Source organism: Klebsiella sp. K47 (genome assembly GCF_051858335.1).
In the GTDB taxonomy this organism is placed as follows: Bacteria; Pseudomonadota; Gammaproteobacteria; order Enterobacterales; family Enterobacteriaceae; genus Klebsiella; species Klebsiella pneumoniae.
On sequence record NZ_JBPYUI010000012.1, the window covers coordinates 53437 to 71589 of the forward strand.

The 18153-nt window shown below is 58.5% G+C and carries 19 protein-coding genes and 1 pseudogene; 17 read left to right on the forward strand and 3 right to left on the reverse strand.

What is annotated here, in order from left to right; genetic code table 11:
* The first annotated feature begins 162 nt into the window (after window positions 1-162).
* The 4 genes from ytfQ to yjfF all read left to right on the forward strand — a co-directional run bounded on the left by ytfQ (window position 163) and on the right by yjfF (window position 4766).
* Window positions 163-1119 (forward strand): galactofuranose ABC transporter, galactofuranose-binding protein YtfQ, encoded by a 957-nt coding sequence (gene ytfQ, locus RRF55_RS13575; RefSeq protein WP_002886769.1) that lies wholly within the window; start codon window positions 163-165, stop codon window positions 1117-1119.
* A gap of 123 nt (window positions 1120-1242) precedes the next feature.
* The gene (gene ytfR / locus RRF55_RS13580) at window positions 1243-2745 is read left to right on the forward strand and encodes a galactofuranose ABC transporter, ATP-binding protein YtfR (RefSeq protein WP_004177669.1); all 1503 of its coding nucleotides are present in this window, start codon (window positions 1243-1245) and stop codon (window positions 2743-2745) included.
* A gap of 10 nt (window positions 2746-2755) precedes the next feature.
* The gene (gene ytfT, locus RRF55_RS13585; protein ID WP_004152011.1) at window positions 2756-3781 is read left to right on the forward strand and encodes a galactofuranose ABC transporter, ATP-binding protein YtfT; all 1026 of its coding nucleotides are present in this window, start codon (window positions 2756-2758) and stop codon (window positions 3779-3781) included.
* A complete protein-coding gene (gene yjfF / locus RRF55_RS13590) occupies window positions 3768-4766 on the forward strand; it encodes a galactofuranose ABC transporter, permease protein YjfF (protein ID WP_002886825.1) in 999 nt (332 codons plus the stop codon). The genes ytfT and yjfF overlap by 14 nt, the downstream gene beginning before the upstream one ends.
* 42 nt (window positions 4767-4808) lie before the next feature.
* On the opposite strand, the gene fbp is transcribed toward yjfF, so the two are convergent.
* Window positions 4809-5807, reverse strand: a complete 999-nt coding sequence (fbp, locus tag RRF55_RS13595) for a class 1 fructose-bisphosphatase (RefSeq protein ID WP_040237792.1) — start codon at window positions 5805-5807, stop codon at window positions 4809-4811.
* Window positions 5808-5982: 175 nt separating this feature from the next.
* Here fbp and mpl point away from each other — a divergent pair, with 175 nt between their 5' ends.
* Both mpl and RRF55_RS13605 read left to right on the forward strand, forming a co-directional pair.
* Complete coding sequence (mpl, locus tag RRF55_RS13600; RefSeq protein ID WP_130974885.1) at window positions 5983-7356, forward strand: UDP-N-acetylmuramate:L-alanyl-gamma-D-glutamyl-meso-diaminopimelate ligase; 1374 nt, start codon at window positions 5983-5985, stop codon at window positions 7354-7356.
* A gap of 68 nt (window positions 7357-7424) precedes the next feature.
* Complete coding sequence (locus RRF55_RS13605) at window positions 7425-7952, forward strand: GNAT family N-acetyltransferase (RefSeq protein ID WP_002886889.1); 528 nt, start codon at window positions 7425-7427, stop codon at window positions 7950-7952.
* Window positions 7953-7995: 43 nt separating this feature from the next.
* Here RRF55_RS13605 and RRF55_RS13610 read toward each other — a convergent pair whose 3' ends face one another.
* Window positions 7996-9204 carry an aldose 1-epimerase family protein gene (locus RRF55_RS13610; RefSeq protein WP_020324896.1) on the reverse strand — a complete coding sequence of 403 codons (1209 nt, stop codon included), beginning with the start codon at window positions 9202-9204 and terminating at the stop codon, window positions 7996-7998.
* A gap of 184 nt (window positions 9205-9388) precedes the next feature.
* Between RRF55_RS13610 and RRF55_RS13615 the strand changes: the two are divergent.
* A pseudogene (locus RRF55_RS13615) lies at window positions 9389-9503 on the forward strand (hypothetical protein).
* Window positions 9504-9833: 330 nt separating this feature from the next.
* Here RRF55_RS13615 and yjgA read toward each other — a convergent pair.
* Entirely contained in the window at window positions 9834-10385 is a 552-nt protein-coding gene (yjgA, locus tag RRF55_RS13620; protein WP_004177664.1) for a ribosome biogenesis factor YjgA, read from the reverse strand.
* 95 nt (window positions 10386-10480) lie between these two features.
* Between yjgA and pmbA the strand changes: the two genes are divergently transcribed.
* From pmbA to dagF, 10 genes are all read left to right on the forward strand, one after another.
* Entirely contained in the window at window positions 10481-11833 is a 1353-nt protein-coding gene (gene pmbA, locus RRF55_RS13625; protein ID WP_004152265.1) for a metalloprotease PmbA, read from the forward strand.
* Between the two features lie 36 nt (window positions 11834-11869).
* Window positions 11870-12256 carry a cytochrome b562 gene (gene cybC, locus RRF55_RS13630; RefSeq protein WP_002886893.1) on the forward strand — a complete coding sequence of 129 codons (387 nt, stop codon included), beginning with the start codon at window positions 11870-11872 and terminating at the stop codon, window positions 12254-12256.
* Between the two features lie 289 nt (window positions 12257-12545).
* Entirely contained in the window at window positions 12546-12884 is a 339-nt protein-coding gene (locus RRF55_RS13635; RefSeq protein WP_002886894.1) for a PRD domain-containing protein, read from the forward strand.
* A 10-nt stretch (window positions 12885-12894) separates the two neighbouring features.
* The gene (locus RRF55_RS13640; RefSeq protein WP_002886895.1) at window positions 12895-13257 is read left to right on the forward strand and encodes an SFCGS family glycine-rich protein; all 363 of its coding nucleotides are present in this window, start codon (window positions 12895-12897) and stop codon (window positions 13255-13257) included.
* 2 nt (window positions 13258-13259) lie between these two features.
* A complete protein-coding gene (locus RRF55_RS13645; protein WP_002886896.1) occupies window positions 13260-13559 on the forward strand; it encodes a DUF4312 family protein in 300 nt (99 codons plus the stop codon).
* 21 nt (window positions 13560-13580) lie between these two features.
* Window positions 13581-14357 (forward strand): DUF4311 domain-containing protein, encoded by a 777-nt coding sequence (locus RRF55_RS13650; protein WP_002886897.1) that lies wholly within the window; start codon window positions 13581-13583, stop codon window positions 14355-14357.
* 13 nt (window positions 14358-14370) lie between these two features.
* A complete protein-coding gene (locus RRF55_RS13655) occupies window positions 14371-15015 on the forward strand; it encodes a DUF4310 family protein (protein ID WP_004152267.1) in 645 nt (214 codons plus the stop codon).
* Between the two features lie 105 nt (window positions 15016-15120).
* Window positions 15121-16254 carry an amidohydrolase/deacetylase family metallohydrolase gene (locus RRF55_RS13660; RefSeq protein ID WP_023280779.1) on the forward strand — a complete coding sequence of 378 codons (1134 nt, stop codon included), beginning with the start codon at window positions 15121-15123 and terminating at the stop codon, window positions 16252-16254.
* A complete protein-coding gene (locus tag RRF55_RS13665) occupies window positions 16238-17356 on the forward strand; it encodes a DgaE family pyridoxal phosphate-dependent ammonia lyase (RefSeq protein ID WP_016531236.1) in 1119 nt (372 codons plus the stop codon). Before RRF55_RS13660 ends, RRF55_RS13665 begins: the two co-directional genes overlap by 17 nt.
* Entirely contained in the window at window positions 17353-18093 is a 741-nt protein-coding gene (gene dagF / locus RRF55_RS13670; protein ID WP_004186692.1) for a 2-dehydro-3-deoxy-phosphogluconate aldolase, read from the forward strand. The genes RRF55_RS13665 and dagF overlap by 4 nt, the downstream gene beginning before the upstream one ends.
* The last annotated feature ends 60 nt before the right edge of the window (window positions 18094-18153 follow it).

Consider the following 18153-nt stretch of genomic DNA (forward strand, 5'->3'; position numbering starts at 1 on the left):
CCTGCGAAGCCTTATCGGCTCTCCGCTGGGCAGTAGGGCCATCATTAACATCTCATTTACTTTTTTGAAGTGTGATGTAACGCATTCAGTTACATCACCGATTGTCTATAGTTTGTCCGCAGGTGAGACTTTAACCAACAATAACCCTACGAGGATACCCTTATGTGGAAGCGCTTACTTCTTGTCACAGCAGTTTCCGCAGCTATGTCGTCTATGGCGATAGCTGCCCCGCTAACCGTAGGTTTTTCGCAGGTCGGTTCTGAATCCGGCTGGCGTGCGGCGGAAACCAGCGTCGCGAAAGAGGAGGCCGCCAAGCGCGGTATCACCCTGAAGATCGCTGATGGTCAGCAAAAACAGGAAAACCAGATCAAAGCAGTACGTTCCTTTATCGCTCAAGGGGTCGACGCGATCTTCATTGCGCCGGTGGTGGCCACCGGCTGGGAACCGGTGCTGAAAGAGGCGAAAGAGGCCAAGATCCCGGTTTTCCTCCTCGACCGTTCCATTGATGTTAAAGATAAAGATCTCTACATGACCACCGTGACCGCCAACAACGTGCTGGAAGGCCAGCTGATTGGCGACTGGCTGGTGAAAACCGTCGACGGTAAGCCGTGCAACGTCGTTGAACTGCAGGGCACCGTTGGGGCCAGCGTGGCCATCGATCGTAAGAAAGGGTTCGCCGACGCGATTGCCAAAGCGTCGAATATCAAAATTATCCGCTCCCAGTCCGGCGACTTCACCCGCAGTAAAGGGAAAGAGGTCATGGAGAGCTTTATCAAAGCTGAGAATAACGGCAAAAACATCTGCATGGTGTTCGCTCATAACGACGATATGGCCATCGGCGCCATCCAGGCCATTAAAGAAGCTGGCCTGAAGCCGGGCAAAGATATTCTGACCGGCTCCATCGACGGCGTGCCGGATATCTATAAAGCGATGATCGCCGGAGAAGCCAACGCCAGCGTCGAACTGACGCCAAATATGGCCGGCCCGGCGTTTGATGCGCTGGAGAAATACAAAAAAGACGGCACCCTGCCGGAGAAGCTGACCATTACCAAATCGACGCTGTACCTGCCGGATACGGCGAAAGAAGAGTTAGAGAAGAAGAAAAATATGGGCTACTGAGTGGGGAGCCCCTCATTCCATCCCTCCCCCCGGTGGGAGAGGGTAAAAAGCAGCGTTCCAGAAACCCCGGGAAGCCCAGCGCGACCCGGGGTAACCTGACATCATTTGAAGGTGACATCGATTATGAGCGCCGAGGCACACCAGGAGATCCTTCGCACCGAAGGACTTAGTAAATTCTTCCCCGGCGTTAAGGCGCTGGATAACGTCAACTTTAGCCTGCGGCGCGGCGAAATCATGGCCCTGTTGGGCGAAAACGGCGCCGGAAAATCGACGCTGATCAAAGCGCTCACCGGCGTTTACCATGCCGATCGCGGCACTATCTGGCTGGAAGGCCAGGCTATTTCGCCCAAAAATACCGCCCATGCCCAGCAGCTGGGGATCGGCACCGTCTACCAGGAAGTGAACCTGCTGCCTAATATGTCGGTGGCGGATAACCTGTTCATCGGCCGTGAGCCGCGGCGGTTTGGTCTGCTGCGACGTAAAGAGATGGAGGCCAGGGCGACGGCGCTGATGGCCTCCTACGGCTTTTCCCTCGACGTGCGCGAGCCGCTGAACCGCTTTTCGGTGGCGATGCAGCAGATCGTCGCTATCTGTCGGGCCATCGACCTGTCGGCCAAGGTGCTGATTCTCGACGAGCCCACCGCCAGCCTCGATACCCAGGAGGTGGAGATGCTGTTCACCCTGATGCGCCAGCTCAGGGATAACGGCGTCAGCCTGATCTTCGTCACCCATTTTCTCGACCAGGTCTATGCGGTCAGCGACCGCATCACCGTGCTGCGTAACGGCACATTTGTGGGCTGCCGTGAGACCCGCGAGCTGCCGCAGATTGAGCTGGTGAAAATGATGCTGGGTCGCGAACTGGACCACAATGCCCTGCAGCGGGCGGGCCGTACCCTGCTGAGCGATAAACCGGTAGCGGCGTTTGAAGGCTACGGTAAAAAAGGAACCATCGCCCCGTTCGACCTGCAGGTCCGACCGGGCGAAATTGTAGGCCTCGCCGGCCTGCTGGGTTCCGGACGCACGGAAACCGCCGAGGTGATCTTCGGCATTAAAACGGCGGACAGCGGGAAGGCGTGGATCAAAGGCAAACCGCAGACCTTGCGCTCCCCGCATCAGGCGTCCTGCCTCGGGATCGGCTTCTGTCCGGAGGATCGCAAAACCGACGGCATTATCGCCGCTGCCTCGGTGCGGGAAAATATCGTTCTCGCCCTGCAGGCGCAGCGCGGCTGGCTGCGGCCGATCCCCCGCCGGGAGCAGAATGAGATCGCCGAGCGATTTATTCGCCAGCTGGGGATCCGTACCCCGAGCGCCGAGCAGCCGATCGAGTTTCTCTCCGGCGGCAACCAGCAGAAGGTGCTGCTCTCCCGCTGGCTGCTGACCAAACCGCAGTTCCTGATCCTCGATGAGCCGACCCGCGGCATCGACGTCGGCGCCCATGCGGAAATTATTCGCCTGATTGAAACCCTCTGCGCCGATGGCCTGGCGCTGCTGGTTATCTCTTCTGAACTGGAGGAGCTGGTGGGTTACGCCGATCGGGTCATTATCCTGCGCGATCGCCGACAGGTAGCGGAGATCCCGCTCGCCGAGCTCTCTGTTCCGGCGATCATGAACGCTATTGCGGCATAAGGAGTAACCCATGATGCCTCGATCTCTTTCGCAAACCGGCCCGGAGAAGCGACGCTTCACCTGGCCGAAGGGCACCCCGCAGATTATTGCCCTGCTGCTGGTTCTGCTGGTAGACAGCCTGGTGGCGCCCCATTTTTATCAGGTGGTGCTCCAGGATGGCCGCCTGTTTGGCAGCCCGATCGATATTCTCAACCGCGCCGCGCCGGTGGCGCTGCTGGCGATTGGCATGACGCTGGTGATCGCCACCGGCGGCATCGACCTGTCGGTAGGGGCGGTGATGGCGATTGCCGGCGCGACGGCCGCCTCGATGACCGTCGCCGGGCACAGCCTGCCGGTGGTGCTGTTGGCCGCGCTGGCCGCGGGCGCGCTGGCCGGATTGTGGAACGGCATCCTCGTGGCGGTCCTTAAGATCCAGCCCTTTGTGGCAACGCTGATCCTGATGGTGGCCGGGCGCGGGGTGGCGCAGTTGATCACCGCCGGGCAGATCGTCACCTTTGATTCCCCGGCCCTGGCGTGGCTCGGCAGCGGATCGTTTCTGCTGTTTCCGACGCCGGTGATCGTCGCCGCCGCTACGCTGCTGCTGTTCTGGCTGTTTACCCGTAAAACGGCGCTGGGCATGTTTATTGAGGCGGTAGGGATCAACATCCGCGCGGCGAAAAACGCCGGCGTCAATACCCGCATCGTGGTGATGCTGGCCTATGTCCTGAGCGGCGTCTGCGCGGCGATCGCCGGGATCATCGTGGCGGCGGACATTCGCGGCGCGGATGCCAATAACGCCGGGCTATGGCTTGAGCTGGACGCCATTCTGGCGGTGGTCATCGGCGGCGCCTCGCTGATGGGTGGGCGCTTTAACCTGCTGCTCTCGGTGGTGGGGGCGCTGATTATCCAGGGAATGAACACCGGGATTTTGCTCTCCGGCTTCCCGCCGGAGCTCAACCAGGTGGTGAAAGCGGTGGTGGTGCTGTGCGTACTGATTGTCCAGTCGCCGCGCTTTATCGGTTTACTGAAAGGGGTACGCGGCCATGATAAAACGTAATTTACCATTGATGATCACCCTTGCGGTGTTTGTGCTGGGCTACCTCTACTGCCTGACCCAGTTCCCCGGTTTTGCCTCAACGCGGGTGATCTGCAATATCCTGACGGATAATGCCTTCCTCGGGATCATCGCCGTGGGCATGACCTTCGTGATCCTCTCCGGCGGGATCGATCTGTCGGTGGGGTCGGTGATCGCCTTTACCGGCGTCTTCCTCGCCAAAGCAATTGGCTTTTGGGGAATCTCGCCGCTGGTGGCCTTTCCGCTGGTGCTGGTGATGGGCTGCGCCTTCGGCGCGTTTATGGGGCTGCTGATTGACGCCCTGAAGATCCCGGCCTTTATCATCACCCTCGCCGGCATGTTCTTCCTGCGCGGCGTGAGCTATCTGGTGTCAGAGGAGTCGATTCCGATTAACCACCCAGTGTACGACACCCTGTCCGGGCTGGCATGGACCATTCCCGGCGGCGGTCGTCTCAGCGCCATGGGACTGCTGATGCTGCTGGTGGTGGTGGCCGGTATTTTTGTCGCCCATCGCACCCGCTTTGGCAACCAGGTGTATGCCATCGGCGGCAACGCCACGTCGGCGAATCTGATGGGGATTTCGACTCGCAGCGCCACGATCCGTATCTATATGCTCTCCACCGGACTGGCGACGCTGGCCGGGATCGTCTTTTCCATTTATACCCAGGCGGGCTATGCGCTGGCGGGCGTCGGCGTCGAGCTGGATGCGATTGCCTCGGTGGTGATCGGCGGTACGCTGCTAAGCGGTGGCGTCGGTACCGTGCTGGGAACGCTGTTCGGGGTGGCGATCCAGGGGCTGATTCAGACCTACATCAACTTCGACGGCACCCTCAGCTCATGGTGGACGAAAATCGCCATCGGCATTTTGCTGTTTATCTTTATCGCGCTGCAGCGTGGGCTGACCGTGCTGTGGGAAAATCGGCAAAATGCGGCGGTGACGCGGGTGAGCGGGGCGGGGAGTCGCTAAGAAATGCTCCTCCCGCAGGCGCGGGAGGAGCGGGCAGGGCGCTTAGGCGTCCGGGAACGCTTTAATAAAGCTCTCGACGTCTTCTACCATGTGGTTGTTGCCGACGAAGAAGGAGCGACGCTGATGCAGGCTTTCCGGGATAATATCCAGAATACGCTCTTTACCGTCGCTGGCTTTACCGCCCGCCTGTTCGGCGAGGAAGGCCATCGGGTTGCATTCATACAGTAGGCGCAGCTTGCCTTCCGGGTGGCTGGCGGTGCTCGGATAGAGATAGATGCCGCCTTTCAGCAGGTTGCGGTGGAAGTCCGCCACCAGCGAGCCGATATAGCGTGAGGTATAAGGACGCTGAGTCGCTTTGTCCTCTTCCTGACAGTACTTAATGTACTTCTTCACGCCCTGCGGGAATTTGATGTAGTTGCCTTCGTTGATGGAGTAGGTATTGCCCTTCTCCGGGAAGCGCATGCGCTCCTGGCATAGACAGAAGACGCCAAGGGACGGGTCGTAGGTGAAGGCGTGAACGCCGCAGCCGGTGGTATACACCAGCATCGTCGACGATCCGTAGACCACATAGCCCGCGGCCACCTGCTTGTTGCCCGGCTGCAGGAAGTCTTCTTCTGTCACCGGCGTGCCGACAGGCGTCACGCGGCGGTAGATAGAGAAGATCGTACCGACAGAGACGTTAACGTCGATGTTAGAGGAGCCATCCAGAGGGTCCATCAGCACCACGTATTTGGCGTGTTCACACCCTTCGAAGACGACAATCTCATCTTCTTCTTCAGAGGCGATCCCGGCAACAATATCGCGTGCTCGCAGTGCGGCTTTTAATTTTTCATTAGCGAACAGATCGAGTTTTTGCTGAACCTCGCCCTGAACGTTTTCAGCACCGCTGGCACCCAGGATATCGACCAGACCGGCCTTGTTGATATCGCGGTGGATGATCTTGGCGCCCAACTTTATTGCTGACAACAAAGCAGTCAGCTCACCGGTGGCGTGGGAGAACTCGTGCTGCTTTTCAACAATAAACTCACCTAACGTTTTCATAACTCGTTCCCTGCATTTTTATGTTGAGTAAAACGAACGCAACAATCTTAACAAAGAATCAAAAAAGTGCGCACAGGTGAATCGCGCCAGCAAAATACAGATTCGCCTGAAATGCATTTCGCCAGGGCCCGGGATATGGGTAAAATGTGCCCCGGATAAGAAAAGGAAATGACGAATGCGCATTCATATTTTAGGAATCTGTGGCACGTTTATGGGGGGGCTGGCCATGCTGGCGCGCTCCCTCGGTCATGAGGTAACGGGGTCGGATGCTAACGTCTATCCGCCGATGAGCACCCTGCTGGAAAACCAGGGGATTGATTTAATTCAGGGCTATGACCCCAGCCAGCTGGAGCCCCGGCCGGACCTGGTGATCATCGGTAACGCCATGACTCGCGGCAACCCGTGCGTTGAAGCGGTGCTGGAAAATAATATTCCCTATATGTCCGGCCCGCAGTGGCTGCACGACTTCGTGCTGCGCGATCGCTGGGTGCTGGCCGTCGCCGGGACCCACGGCAAAACCACCACTGCCGGCATGGCGACCTGGATCCTTGAAGCCTGCGGCTATAAACCGGGGTTCGTGATTGGCGGCGTTCCGGGCAATTTCGACGTCTCCGCGCGCCTGGGCGACAGCCCGTTCTTCGTCATTGAAGCCGACGAATATGACTGCGCCTTCTTCGACAAGCGCTCCAAGTTTGTTCACTACTGCCCGCGGACGCTGATCCTCAACAACCTTGAGTTCGACCACGCGGACATCTTTGATGACCTGAAGGCGATTCAGAAACAGTTCCACCATCTGGTGCGCATCGTGCCGGGCAAAGGCAAAATTATCCTGCCGGAGAACGACATCAACCTGAAGCAGATGATGGCGATGGGCTGCTGGAGCGAGCAGGAGCTGGTGGGCGAGCAGGGCCACTGGCAGGCGAAAAAACTGAACGCCGACGCCTCGCAGTGGGAAGTCTTACTCGACGGCGAAAAGGTCGGCGAAGTGAAGTGGGCGCTGGTCGGCGAGCATAATATGCATAACGGCCTGATGGCGATTGCCGCGGCGCGTCACGTCGGCGTGCTGCCGGCGGATGCCGCGAACGCGCTGGGCAGCTTTATCAACGCCCGCCGTCGCCTGGAGCTGCGCGGCGAAGCCAACGGCGTCACCGTGTATGATGATTTCGCCCATCATCCGACGGCAATCCTCGCCACGCTGCAGGCGCTGCGCGGTAAAGTAGGCGGTACCGCGCGCATTCTCGCCGTGCTGGAGCCGCGCTCTAACACCATGAAAATGGGCGTCTGCAAGGACGATCTGGCGCCGTCTCTCGGCCGCGCCGATGAAGTGTTCCTCCTGCAGCCGCAGCATATTCCGTGGCAGGTGGCGGAAGTGGCGGAAGCCTGCGTCCAGCCGGCCCACTGGAGCGCCGACGTCGATACCCTGGCGGAGATGGTGGTCAAAACCGCCCACCCGGGCGACCATATCCTGGTGATGAGCAACGGCGGCTTCGGCGGCATTCATCAGAAGCTGCTGGATAAGCTGGCGCAAAAAGCGGCCGCGGCTGAATAAGCGCGTACGCCTCCGGTCACTGCCCTCCGCGTGAGGGCAGTTTTGTTTTAGCTACCAGGAATTGTGTGATGCTGACCTGCGAAAGCGTACGTTCTACCGACTCGCCCCATTTCGCCATGCTGGACGCGCTTTACGCGCGCGCCTTTCCGTGGCACGAGCAGCGCGAAAGCGAGGCCAAACGTCAGGCGCTGAGCCACCCGCGCTACGCGCTGGAAGCATGGTTCGATGAAGGCGTCTTTGTCGGCCTCAGCGGCTGCTGGCAGTTTGCCGGCTACGGTTATATCGAACATCTGGCCATCGACGACACGCTGCGCTCCCGCGGCTATGGTAAACAGCTGCTGGCGCAGATCCTGACGCGCGCCCCGCTGACCATTCTGGAAATCGATCCGCTAACCACGGCCATCGCCCATAAACGGCTGCGCTTTTATCAGTCGATGGGGTTCCATGCTAATCCCTGGGCGCATCATCACCCGAGCTATCATCAGGGCATTGCGGATCATGAGCTGCTGGTGCTGAGCTACCCGCAGCCGATCGATGAGCGGCAGTATCAGCAGTTTGCCCGGGATCTCGGGCACGAGGTGATGGGGCGGGAGTAGCCCGGCTCGGCGTACCGCTCCGGGCATTCGATTGGCGGCGCTGTTACTCTTTGGCGATCGGCGTCTCGTTCTCCGCGACTTTGTTATCGCCCTGAATCTGCGCGATTTTCTGCTCAACGGCGGCTACCTGGGCGCTATCGTGCAGCAGGGTGTAGGTTAGATCAAACTGCGCGCTGGCGCCCGGCTGCAGCTGCTTCACGCGTTTTTGCTCGCGTTCAATGGTCACCGGATAGGCGTAGCTGGTCCCCGGCTCGATACCGGTGACATAGCCCTGCTTGACGGTATCGGTGTTTTTCCATAGCGTCAGGACCGGCAGCTGACGGGTATCAAACTGAATAGAGGCCCCTTTATCGCCCGCTTTGTTGACCACGGCGGCCAGGGTCTGGTGATTTTCATCGGCCAGGGGCTGAATATTAAATACCATCTCGTCAAAATCTTTGGTCGGTCCCTGATAAGTTTGCCAGGTTTTTAACCCGCTCTTCGCGTAATCATTGAACGGGCTGATGCTGGAGATCGGGGCGAGGAAACGCGCGCCTTCTTCGAGGATCGGGGTGCCGAAGTTGCTGTGGTAGATGATCTGATAATCATGCGGATAGTCGGCATGGTTGGTTAAGACATCATGCAGGCTGAAGCTGTTGCTGCCCGGGACGTAGCGCAGTTCGGTCAGGGTCTGCAGATCGGCTTTTTTAAAGGTGCTCTCTTTCACCAGCCCGCGGATGCGGATTTCATACGGCGCGCTATCGGCCACCTCCACCTCCACCAGAGAGGCCGGCGTGTTGCCCGCCTTGCCGTGTAGGGTATAAATTTGCCCGTCCGCGGTCACCGGATGGCCGGTCCATTCATAGCCGCAGCGGACCATCATCTCGTTGAATCCTTCCAGCCAGCCGAGGCCATTGCGGCTTTCCAGGTTGATAAACGCCGGGTTGACGACCTCTTTAACCGGCGAATCCCAGCCCATCCGGCTGCCGAAACCCTCAATACGCAGCAAGTTCATGCCGCGTGTCGGGCTCAGGGTGATGGTCAGGCCGTCTTTACTATGAATGGTGAGGATTTTGCTGCCTTCCTGCTTACCGCCGTGCAGGACTTTTTGCTCAATGCTGAACGCATGGTCTTTCACCTTCAGCTGATCGCTGTTGATCTGCCAGTTTCCTTTATCCATTCCCTCTTCAGCGTTCGTCAGCACCCATGTTTTTGCCACGGCCGAGCCGGAAACCAGCAGGGCGATCGTCGTCAGAACCAATGTCTTTTTCATTTTTATTCCCTTTTTGCTGAATCGATTGTGTCATTGACGTGTGAAATCTACCGGCATGGGGGTGATTAAAATGTGAAGCGCCTCACCTGGTGAGAAAGTGGCCGTTTTTATGATGTTAAATGAGATAAAAGTCGTATTATTTTGCTGAGTAATACGTATTTATCACCAGGATATGTGATCTATATTGTTTTTAGCTTTAACGATTCAGCTTGGCAGCAAGGCAATAAACAAACGTATCGTCGTGTGGATGAGGGGATTCAGGCGATGCGACGGGAATCCCCTGCTGGCGCAAGCCTTAGAGCTGGGGTGAAGGTAGGCCGGATAAGGCGTAGCCGCCATCCGGCATAACGACGGGAACGGAGTCTGGTACAGCTTGCCCGGCGGCGCTGCGCTTGCGCGGGCCTACGGTGTTGAGTAACCGTTTGATATACAGGGCTCCGTAGGCCGGATAAGGCGTTAGCCGCCATCCGGCATAACGACGGGAACGGAGTCTGGTACAGCTTGCCCGGCGGCGCTGCGCTTGCGCGGGCCTACGGTGTTGAGTAACCGTTTGATATAGGGAACCGTAGCCCGGATAAGGCGCAGCGCGCCGCCATCCGGGAGACTATTGCGGGCAAAAACAGCGGGACTTAGCCTTCGTTTTCCGCCAGTTCACGCAGATACTGGAAGATCAGGCGCGCCGATTTCGGCGGCTTGTTGCCTTCTTTCTCTTTCTTCGCATTGCGGATCAGCGAACGCAGCTGCTGACGGTCAGCATCTGGCCACAGGTTCAGCACTTCAGCGACGGCGTCATCCCCGTCGTCAATCAGTCGATCGCGGATCTGCTCCAGCTTGTGGAACAGCGCAACCTGCTGGTTGTGACGGTTTTTCAGCTTGTCCAGCGCCTGACGAATCGGATCGACATCGCGGTTGCGCAGCATCTTGCCGATAAGCTGTAGCTGGCGGCGGCGACCCTCTTTTTTGATTCGCTGGGCGAGTTCGATGGCGTCGCGCAGGTCGGTATCCAGCGGAATTTTATCCAGCGCGTTTTTCCCCAGGTCAACGAGTTCCGCGCCAAGACGCTTCAGTTCTTCCGCGTCGCGCTTAATTTCACTCTTACTGACCCAGATGATTTCATCATCTTCATCTTCAACGTCATCACCGGGCACGTCGTCGAGCCAGTCTTCGGGCTGCTTTGTCATCTCAGGCTCCTTAAAAAAAGAGGCTAATGTTACCAGTTAAGGCGCGCACTGAAAAACGGTTCTCTGTTAGACTTCAGTTAACTCCTTCTTACATTATGGCATTAGCAATGAAAGTCATCTCTCAAGTTGCACAGCAGCGTAAGACGCTGGAAGAAGCCGTTACCACGGCACTGGAACTGGCGGCAGGTAAATCTGATGGTGCGGAAGTTTCCGTCAGCAAAACCACGGGCATCGGCGTCAGCACCCGCTATGGCGAAGTGGAGAATGTAGAATTCAACAGCGATGGGGCATTAGGCATCACGGTTTACCATCAGAACCGCAAGGGCAGCGCCTCCTCCACCGATCTTAGCCCGGACGCTATCGCCCGCACCGTGCAGGCGGCGCTGGATATCGCCCGCTATACCTCCCCGGACCCGTTTGCCGGCGTAGCCGATAAAGATCTGCTGGCCTTTGACGCCCCGGATCTGGACCTGTTCCACCCGGCGGAGGTCTCCCCGGACGACGCTATCGAACTGGCCGCCCGCGCGGAGCAAGCGGCCCTGAAGGCCGATAAACGCATCACCAACACCGAAGGCGGCAGCTTTAACAGCCACTACGGCATCAAAGTGTTCGGCAACAGCCATGGCATGCTGCAGAGCTACTGCTCGACTCGCCATTCCCTCTCCAGCTGCGTCATTGCGGAAGATGACGGCGATATGGAGCGCGACTACGCCTACACCATTGGCCGGGCGATCGAGGATCTGCAGTCCCCGGAATGGGTCGGGGAAGAGTGCGCCCGCCGCACCCTGTCGCGCCTGGCGCCGCGTAAGCTGTCGACCATGAAGGCGCCGGTCATTTTCGCCAACGAAGTGGCGACCGGGTTGTTTGGTCACCTGGTCGGAGCGATTGCCGGCGGCGCGGTCTACCGTAAATCGACCTTCCTGCTCGATTCGCTGGGCAAACAAATTTTGCCGGAGTGGCTGACCATTGAAGAGCATCCGCACCTGCTGAAAGGGCTGGCCTCCACGCCGTTCGACAGCGAAGGCGTGCGCACCGAACGTCGCGATATCGTCAAAGACGGCGTGCTGACCCAGTGGCTGCTGACCAATTACTCAGCGCGCAAGCTGGGGATGAAAAGCACCGGCCACGCCGGGGGCATCCACAACTGGCGCATTAACGGCCGCGGCCTGAGTTTTGCAAAGATGCTTAAAGAGATGGGCACCGGTCTTGTGGTTACCGAACTGATGGGGCAGGGTGTCAGTGGCGTCACCGGCGACTACTCACGCGGCGCATCCGGCTTCTGGGTAGAAAACGGCGAAATTCAATATCCTGTCAGTGAGATCACCATTGCAGGAAATCTGAAAGAAATGTGGCGTAATATCGTGACCATTGGCGATGATATTGAAACGCGCAGCAACATTCAGTGCGGTTCTGTGCTGCTGCCGGAGATGAAAATCGCCGGGCAATAACACCTGTTTGCTTAAATAATAAAAAGGAAGTGAGCAATGCGTAAAAAACTGTTAGCGATGCTGGCTGTCTCTGCTTTTGCGCTCGGTTCAGCGTCGGCCTTCGCCGACCTGGGCGAAGACATGGACACTCTGGCAGAAAACCTGCAAGTGGTACAGAAGACCTCCGACGCCGGCGAGCTGAAAGCGGCGCTGAATAAGATGCGTACCGCCGCGGTCGATGCTCAGAAAGAGACCCCGCCGAAGCTGGAAGGCAAAGCGGCCGACAGCGCTGAGATGAAAGATTACCGTCACGGTCTGGATATTCTGATCGGCCAGATCGACGGTGCGCTGAAGCTGGCGAACGAAGGCAAGGTGAAAGAGGCGCAGGCCGCCGCGGAGGAGTTTAAAACCACCCGCAACACCTATCATAAGAAGTACCGCTAACCGTTCTTTTCGGGAGGCATCAGCCGATGCCTCCCACCTGAAAGCCTACCGATATCACATTTTTCCCTTTTCTTTTTCCGGTCTTTCTGCGGTCGTTTTCCGCTAAACCTCGACCATTGTTGTGATGCGCATCACGTCATATCGCCTGTTTTTACATTTATCCGGCGAATATGTGGAGTCGATCACCTAAGCCTTCTCCCTTTCCACTTCGAAGTGGAAAACAACTCGCTACAAACTCCTGACCCCCGGCGCTACCTTGATTTCCAGAGACATCAGCGGGGTAACACAAGTGAATAACGGAGCGGTAATAAACGACGTAGGGGAGCAGGCGGCGCAGACCGAACGCCTGGCTGACAAGATGTTACAGCAGGTATTCGCCCTGTTAAGCCGTCACGACATCGTCCCTAACGACGTTCAGGAGCAAATGCTGACTTCCCACGTGCGGGCCATGGCCCACCGGTCAATCAGCGGCGAACCGCTACCGGAAGTGGATGCCAGTCTGTTCGAAGAAATTTCTGAAGATTCAATGATGCTGGCCCGCGAAGTGGTCGCACAGTTCGGCAACCTGCCTGATGAAGAGGCCTGGCTGCTCTCCGTCCACTTCGAAGTCGCGAAAGATAACCTGTAAGGAGCAAAACATGGAACAAATCACTGTAGTCATTGGCGACCGTCTGGGTAAAGGCCAAAAAGTCGCCGCAGGCGCTGAAAAAGCGGGCGCACGTGCTGTGGTCGTCCCTGGCGTTGCGGCCGACATGAAGCTTGGCGACATAATGAAAGCGGAAAACGCCACCTTCGGCATCTCCTTCTGCGGCAGCGGCGGCGCTGGCGCCATCACCGCCCAGACCAAATACGGCTACAAAGCAAAATATGGCATGCGCTCTATTGATGAGGGCGTCACCGCTATCAACGAAGGCTGCAACGTGCTGGGCTTCGGCTTTATGGATAAAGAAGAGCTGGGCGAGCGGCTGGTAGAAGCCTGGAAAAAGAAATACGGCGCATAAGTATGAAAGAGCAATTCACCACCACGGTGAGGGTTGCCGGCAAAGGCGAAAGCAAATCACGGGCCTTCGCCGATGCCCTGAACCATGTGCAGGCTGCGGTGATGAAATCATCCTCGCGCATCCTACTGCGTATTGAGCCACAGGACGTGACGGTTGTTCATGCGCGCGAAGCGGTACGAAAAGAGGCGTTTCTGTTCTTCTTTTTGCGCCGTGAACGACGGACCTACAGCGTGGAGCTGGACGTCACCGTCAACGTGACCGCCATCGATCTCGATAAAGTGGATTTCGTCACGCAAACCTGATTGTTAGCAAAAGGTCTGACTATGTTCCTGATAATTTTAATAAAATCGCTTATCATCGGCGGCCTGGTCGGCGTCGGCGTGGGCGCCGGAGCGGCACGCATGTTTCATGCCCCCACCACGCAGGGGATGGGGGCGTTTCGAACCCTGGGCGAGCTGAATTCCTGTGAGGGCGATCCGGCCTCCCACTTCTCCTTTGGCCTTGGCTTCTTCTTTAACGCCTGGGCCTCTTCCGTTGCAGCAGGCTCCTTCACCCAGGATGTTGACCACCGCATTATCCCCAACTGGGGCGCGGCGGCGCTGATGCTGAAAAATCGTAACGTCGGCGAAACGCTGCACGATCCGAAAAAAATGGCCATCTCCTGCGGCATCATCGGCATGATTGTCGTCGCCTTCCTCAACCTGACCGCCTCGTCCGTACCGGAAGCGCTGCAGGTGACCGCCGTTAAGGTACTGGTGCCGGCGGCAAACCTGCTGGTAAACACCGTGATGCCGGTGATCTTCTGGCTGGCGGCGATCGATGCCGGTAAAAAATCAGGCTTCTGGGCGACGATTTTCGGCGGCGCCGCGCAGCTGATTATGGGTAACGCCGTACCGGGTCTGGTGCTGGGGATCCTGATCGGTAAAGGCGTCGAAGAGAGCGGCTGGAACCGGGTGACTAAAGTGATGATGGTGGCCATCGTCGCGCTGTTTGTCCTCAGCGGCTTCTTCCGTGGCTTCGACATGAAGATGATCGAATCCTTCCATCTGACCGTGCCGAACTGGCTGGACATGATCCACAACTCACTCAGCGGCAAGTAACGGGAGCCGGATAATGGAACAGAATAAAGGTTTTTGGTATGCCGACTGGTCGTTCCCGATCTTTGTTGGCCTGCTCTCCTCCGGCGTCTTCGCCGGGACCCACATGTACTACCTGTACGGCATCGGCGCCTTTAACGAAGTGGCCTTCGTGGCGATGCTGAAGTCGGGGATTGATACCGGCGTTTACGGCGCGGTGGCGGCGTTTGGCGCCAGCTTCCTGTTCGCCCGCATCATCGAAGGGTCGCTGGTAGGGATCCTCGATATCGGCGGCGCGATACAGACCGGTATCGGTCTTGGCGTGCCGGCGCTGCTGCTCGGCGCGGGCTTTGTCTTCCCGGTGGCGAACTTCGCCGCGTCGCTGGTCACCGGCCTGGTCCTCGGCCTGGCGGTGGGCTACATCATCATTCTGGCGCGTAAGTTCACCATCAACCAGAGCGATTCCACCTACGGCGCCGACGTGATGATGGGGGCCGGTAACGCCTCCGGCCGCTTCCTCGGTCCCTTGATCATCCTCAGCGCAATGACCGCCTCGATTCCTATCGGGATTGGCTCGCTGGTTGGCGCACTGCTGTTCTACATCTGGCAGAAACCGATCACCGGCGGCGCCATCCTCGGGGCGATGATCCTCGGTTCCATCTTCCCGGTGGCGATTAGCTAAGCGCCCGATGGCGCTGCGCTTATCGGGCCTACAAGCCAGCGCGGTTTGTAGGCCGGATAAGGCGGTACGCCGCCATCCGTACACTCTTTTCATCAGGAGATAGCTATGTTTGATTTACTCCTGCGCCGCGCGCGCCTCGTCGACGATACCCTGACTGATATCGCCATTCAGGACGGGAAAATCGCGGCGCTGGGCGAGATTAGCGCGCCCTCCCGTAAAACCATTGAGCTGAACGGCAAGGTTTACGTCAGCGCTGGCTGGATTGACTCTCACGTTCACTGCTACCCGAATTCACCGATTTATCACGATGAGCCGGATAGCGTCGGCATCGCCACCGGCGTCACCACCGTGATCGATGCCGGCAGCACCGGCGCCGACGACGTCGATGACTTCTATCAACTGACCCGTAAAGCGGCGACGGAAGTTTATGCGCTGCTCAACATCTCCCGCGTCGGGCTGATTGCGCAGAATGAGCTGGCCAATATGGCCAATATCGACGCCGCCGCGGTGAAGCAGGCGGTGCAGCGTCATCCCGACTTTATCGTCGGCCTGAAGGCGCGGATGAGCAGCAGCGTGGTGGGCGAAAACGGCATTACGCCGCTGGCGCGCGCCAAGGCCATTCAGCAGGAAAACGACGATCTGCCGCTGATGGTGCACATCGGCAATAACCCGCCGAACCTCGATGAAATCGCCGATCTGCTGAGCAGCGGCGACATCATTACCCACTGCTATAACGGCAAGCCGAACCGCATTCTGAATCCTGCCGGCGAGCTGCGCAGCTCTATTACTCGCGCTCTGCAGCGCGGCGTGCGTCTCGATGTCGGCCATGGCACCGCCAGCTTCAGCTTTGAGGTGGCGCGGCGGGCGATTGCGCTGGGCATTCTGCCGCACACCATTAGCTCCGATATTTACTGCCGCAACCGGATCGACGGCCCGGTGCGCTCGCTGGCGCTGGTGATGTCGAAATTCCTCGCCATCGGCATGACGCTGCCGCAGGTGATTGACTGCGTGACCGTCAGCGCCGCAGAAGGGCTGCGCCTGTCGCGTAAAGGGCGGCTGGAAGTGGGCTTCGACGCCGATTTAACGCTATTTCGCCTGGAGCACCGGCCCTCGCTGCTGGTGGATGCCGAAAAAGAGAGCCTGCAGGCTGACAACATTCTGGTGCCGCTGGCCGCGATCCGCGCGGGCAAAGGCTATCTGACCGAACAAGGGAGCGCGGGACATGCCTTCGATTTTTGAGAAATACCATTTAAAACAGGTGATTAATACTTCTGGCCGCATGACGGCGCTGGGCGTTTCCACGCCGCGCCCGGAAGTGGTGGAAGCCGCGATGGCCGGTATGAACCAGTACTTTGAAATGAAAGACCTGGTGAATAAAACCGGCGAGTACATCGCCAAACTGTTGGATGTGGAAGGGGCGACCGTTGTCTCCTGCGCGTCGGCGGGGATTGCCCAGTCGGTAGCGGCGGTGCTGGTGAAAGACAGCGACTGGCTGCTGGAGAACCTGCACGTTACGCCGATTGAGAATAACGAAATCGTGTTGCCGAAGGGCCACAACGTCAACTTCGGCGCGCCGGTTGGCACCATGGTGGCGTTGGGCGGCGGTAAGCTGGTGGAAGCGGGCTACGCCAACGAATGTTCTGCTCAACAGCTGGCGGCGGCGATCACTCCGCGCACCGCGGCAATTCTGTATATCAAATCCCACCACTGCGTGCAGAAAAGCATGCTCAACGTGGCGCAGGCCGCGGAAGTGGCGCGCCAGCATAACTTGCCGCTGATCGTCGATGCGGCGGCGGAAGAAGATCTGCAGTGCTACTACCGCATGGGCGCCGACCTGGTTATCTACAGCGGCGCGAAAGCGATTGAAGGGCCGACCAGCGGGCTGGTGATCGGCAAAACGCAGTACGTCGAGTGGGTTAAGCGCCAGTCGATGGGCATTGGCCGGGCGATGAAAGTGGGTAAAGAGGGCATTCTCGGCCTGACCTGCGCCATTGAACACTACCTGACGGCGAGCAAAGAGAGCGGCGAGCAGATGGTGGCGAAGATGACGCCGTTTATCGAACAGCTCAACGCGCTTAACGGCGTGACCGCCCGCGTGGTGTGGGACAGCGCGGGCCGCGATATCGCCCGCGCCGAAATTAAATTTGATGAAGTCACGACCGGCGTGAAGACCGGCGATCTGGTTAACGCGCTGAAGCAGGGTGAATACGCCATCTACTTCCGCGGCTATAAAGCGAATGAAGGCATTATCGAAGCCGATGTCCGCAGCGTGAACGCGGAGCAGCTGGCGGTGGTCGCTCGCCGCATCGCAGAAGTTCTGAATAAGGAGAAACAAGCATGAAATTGACCCCAAACTTTTACCGTGACCGCGTGTGCCTGAACGTCCTGGCGGGCAGCAAAGACAACGCCCGTGAAATTTACGACGCGGCGGAAGGTCACGTCCTGGTCGGCGTGCTCTCCAAAAACTATCCGGACGTCGCCAGCGCGGTGGCCGATATGCGCGACTACGCGAAGCTGATTGATAACGCGCTCTCCGTCGGGCTGGGGGCAGGCGATCCAAACCAGTCGGCGATGGTGAGCGAGATTTCTCGCCAGGTGCAGCCGCAGCACGTCAACCAGGTCTTCACCGGCGTGGCTACCAGCCGCGCGCTGCTCGGGCAGAACGAGACGGTGGTCAACGGCCTGGTCTCTCCCACCGGTACGCCGGGAATGGTGAAGATCTCCACCGGCCCGCTGAGCAGCGGCGCGGCGGATGGCATTGTGCCGCTGGAAACCGCCATCGCGCTGCTGAAAGACATGGGCGGCAGCTCCATCAAATACTTCCCGATGGGCGGCCTGAAGCACCGCGTCGAATTCGAAGCCGTCGCTAAAGCCTGTGCCGCGCACGATTTCTGGCTCGAGCCGACCGGCGGTATCGATCTGGAAAACTACAGCGAGATCCTGAAAATCGCCCTCGATGCCGGGGTGAGCAAAATCATCCCGCATATTTACAGCTCGATTATCGATAAAGCCAGCGGCAACACCCGCCCGGCCGATGTGCGCCAGTTGCTGGAGATGACCAAACAGTTAGTGAAGTAGTGCCCTTGCCCCTCACCCTCAAAGGGTGAGGGGCAGCTTATCCCACTGAACCATCAAGGA

Coding starts and splice junctions, on each gene's coding strand:
- ytfQ (WP_002886769.1), top strand. CDS start 163: ATGTGGAAGCGCTTACTTCTTGTCACAGCAGTTTCCGCAGCTATGTCG.
- ytfR (WP_004177669.1), top strand. CDS start 1,243: ATGAGCGCCGAGGCACACCAGGAGATCCTTCGCACCGAAGGACTTAGT.
- ytfT (WP_004152011.1), top strand. CDS start 2,756: ATGATGCCTCGATCTCTTTCGCAAACCGGCCCGGAGAAGCGACGCTTC.
- yjfF (WP_002886825.1), top strand. CDS start 3,768: ATGATAAAACGTAATTTACCATTGATGATCACCCTTGCGGTGTTTGTG.
- fbp (WP_040237792.1), bottom strand. CDS start 5,807: ATGAAAACGTTAGGTGAGTTTATTGTTGAAAAGCAGCACGAGTTCTCC.
- mpl (WP_130974885.1), top strand. CDS start 5,983: ATGCGCATTCATATTTTAGGAATCTGTGGCACGTTTATGGGGGGGCTG.
- RRF55_RS13605 (WP_002886889.1), top strand. CDS start 7,425: ATGCTGACCTGCGAAAGCGTACGTTCTACCGACTCGCCCCATTTCGCC.
- RRF55_RS13610 (WP_020324896.1), bottom strand. CDS start 9,204: ATGAAAAAGACATTGGTTCTGACGACGATCGCCCTGCTGGTTTCCGGC.
- yjgA (WP_004177664.1), bottom strand. CDS start 10,385: ATGACAAAGCAGCCCGAAGACTGGCTCGACGACGTGCCCGGTGATGAC.
- pmbA (WP_004152265.1), top strand. CDS start 10,481: ATGGCATTAGCAATGAAAGTCATCTCTCAAGTTGCACAGCAGCGTAAG.
- cybC (WP_002886893.1), top strand. CDS start 11,870: ATGCGTAAAAAACTGTTAGCGATGCTGGCTGTCTCTGCTTTTGCGCTC.
- RRF55_RS13640 (WP_002886895.1), top strand. CDS start 12,895: ATGGAACAAATCACTGTAGTCATTGGCGACCGTCTGGGTAAAGGCCAA.
- RRF55_RS13645 (WP_002886896.1), top strand. CDS start 13,260: ATGAAAGAGCAATTCACCACCACGGTGAGGGTTGCCGGCAAAGGCGAA.
- RRF55_RS13650 (WP_002886897.1), top strand. CDS start 13,581: ATGTTCCTGATAATTTTAATAAAATCGCTTATCATCGGCGGCCTGGTC.
- RRF55_RS13655 (WP_004152267.1), top strand. CDS start 14,371: ATGGAACAGAATAAAGGTTTTTGGTATGCCGACTGGTCGTTCCCGATC.
- RRF55_RS13660 (WP_023280779.1), top strand. CDS start 15,121: ATGTTTGATTTACTCCTGCGCCGCGCGCGCCTCGTCGACGATACCCTG.
- RRF55_RS13665 (WP_016531236.1), top strand. CDS start 16,238: ATGCCTTCGATTTTTGAGAAATACCATTTAAAACAGGTGATTAATACT.
- dagF (WP_004186692.1), top strand. CDS start 17,353: ATGAAATTGACCCCAAACTTTTACCGTGACCGCGTGTGCCTGAACGTC.